2 protein-coding genes and 1 pseudogene are annotated in these 1,947 nt (G+C 73.8%); all 3 read right to left on the reverse strand.

The features are described from left to right. Positions 1 to 186, reverse strand: a pseudogene (locus HW445_RS32935) (ATP-binding protein); the annotation flags it as partial. Positions 187 to 543: 357 nt separating this feature from the next. Beyond that, complete coding sequence (locus tag HW445_RS28850) at positions 544 to 786, reverse strand: acyl carrier protein (protein ID WP_180223788.1); 243 nt, start codon at positions 784 to 786, stop codon at positions 544 to 546. Between the two features lie 92 nt (positions 787 to 878). Continuing rightward, a complete protein-coding gene (locus HW445_RS28855; RefSeq protein ID WP_180223789.1) occupies positions 879 to 1,793 on the reverse strand; it encodes an MBL fold metallo-hydrolase in 915 nt (304 codons plus the stop codon). Positions 1,794 to 1,947: the final 154 nt, after the last annotated feature.

The following is a 1,947-nucleotide window of genomic DNA, read 5'->3' on the forward strand; positions in this document are numbered from 1 at the left end:
GACGGCCCACAGGGCGGGCCCGGCCGGGGCGCCGGCGGTCAGGACGACGTAGAGCACGGCCGCACCGCCGCCGAGCGTCACCGCTACGGGTGGCAGCACCGCGATGCGCGACAACTGTGGCCCGAGCGGGGGCAGTTGTCCTTGCTGCGGCGATCTGCGGTCGGCCGGTGCGCGGAGGTGAGACATCGACGTCCTCGTGCTGGGGGTGCGTCAGGGACCGGGGGCGCTCGCGCGGGCGGCAGGAGACGCGCCCCCGCACGGCGGACACTCACAGTAGTCACGTAATCGCGCATTCTGCCGGGCGGTTGGGCAACTATGCGCCTCGACAACCCTCTACCGCAGGACAGTTCGCACACATGACCTATCAAGTGACCCCTCTCGCACCGGACGTCGCACAGGCCTCGGTCGTCACGGAGCGTGTTCACATCTCGGTGTCCGGTGCACCGGCGACACGTCCGCACCCGGTGCCGGACAACGGCGGGGAGGCGGACGCCGTCGGCGTCCGCCTCCCCGCCCCGCGTGACGTGCGGGCTCCGGGCCCGCTCAGCCCGCCGCGGGACCCGCGTCCACGGTCCCCGACAGCTGCTTGAGGAACTCGTGGCACCGGGCCGCTCGTTCGGAGTCCTGTGCCATCACCGTGCGGAAGAAGTCGGCGATCTCCGTCTTGCCGGCGTTCTCCGCGTCGCGTACGTACTGGCCGTAGTCGTGCCCGGCCTTGAGGGAGTGGTACTGGACGGAGATCAGGTCGAACACGACGTCGCTGAAGCCCGTCTCACCCGTGGCCATGATCGTCCTCCCGGGGGTGTGCGAAGTGCGGACGCGTCGCGGGTTTCACACGGCGAGGCGGTCCAAACGGTCAGGCCCGTCCCCGTCCGGCCTCAGCTCACCACCGGATCGGATCCGTCCGCCGGGACCACGGCCCGCTGCCCGTGGCGGCAGTGCACGATCCGGTCCCCGAGCCCGAGCCGTTCCGCCTCGGCCAGGAAGTCCGACAGGGGCGAACGCATGACCGTGTAGTCGCCGTAGTGCACCGGCAGGACGTGCCGGGGGTCCTCCAGCCGCGCCAGTTCGGCCCCCTGCGCGCCGTCCATGGTGACCAGCAGGCCACCGGGCAGCAGGGTGCCGCCCAGGTGCAGCACGGCGAGGTCCGCTCCGGGGAACCGGCGGGGGATCTCGGCGAGGTCCGGGAACATCAGCGTGTCCCCGGAGATGTACAGCCGCAGCCGGGGCGGCCCGGCCACCGGCCCGAACTCCAGCAGACTGCCCATCACCGGCGGCAGCAGGCGGCGCAACAGTGGATGCCCGGCGTGGCGGCCCGGGGCGGCCGTCACGCGCACCTGGTCGTCGCCGCGCCGCACGGTGTACTCCTCCCAGGTGCGCAGCCCGACGGCCCGGCGGAACCCGTGCAGCCCCTGAAGGCGGCGGCAGGCGTGCGGCGTGGTGACCACCGGGAGGTCGCGCGGCAGGTGACGGCGGGCGCGGCGGTCCCAGTGGTCCCCGTGCAGGTGGGAGAGGAGCACCGCGTCCAGCCCGGGGAGATCGGTGACGTCCAGGGCCGGCTCGGTGAGGCGGCGGCTGAACAGTCCGTACCCCAGATGGGCGTGTTCGCCCCGGTGGAGGAAGTTGGGGTCGGTGAGGAGGGTGAGGCCGCGGTAGCGGAGCAGCAGGGTCGCGTTGCCGACGAAGTGCAGGCCGAGCTGGTCGGCGGAGGACCGGCCGTCGTCGGGCGGGCGGCCGGCGCCAGAGGGACGGCTGCCGCCGGGCGGACGGCCGGGGCCGAGGGACGGGCTCATGGGGGACCACCGTGTTCCTGGGCGACGGGGAACGGGCGACGGGAACGGGGCGGCGGACTCGCGCCGCACGTTCCGCTCATCCGCCCGGAGTACCCCTCAGGCCGGCGGAAGACGCAGGGTCCGCCCCACCGCCGCGCGGCCCGCCTCCAGGGCG

Source organism: Streptomyces sp. UH6, assembly GCF_013421635.1.
Lineage (GTDB): Bacteria > Actinomycetota > Actinomycetes > Streptomycetales > Streptomycetaceae > Streptomyces > Streptomyces abyssomicinicus.

Bases quoted from the DNA above. Each gene is read 5' to 3' on its own strand.
- HW445_RS28855 (WP_180223789.1), bottom strand. From the start codon at position 1,793: ATGAGCCCGTCCCTCGGCCCCGGCCGTCCGCCCGGCGGCAGCCGTCCC.
- HW445_RS28850 (WP_180223788.1), bottom strand. From the start codon at position 786: ATGGCCACGGGTGAGACGGGCTTCAGCGACGTCGTGTTCGACCTGATC.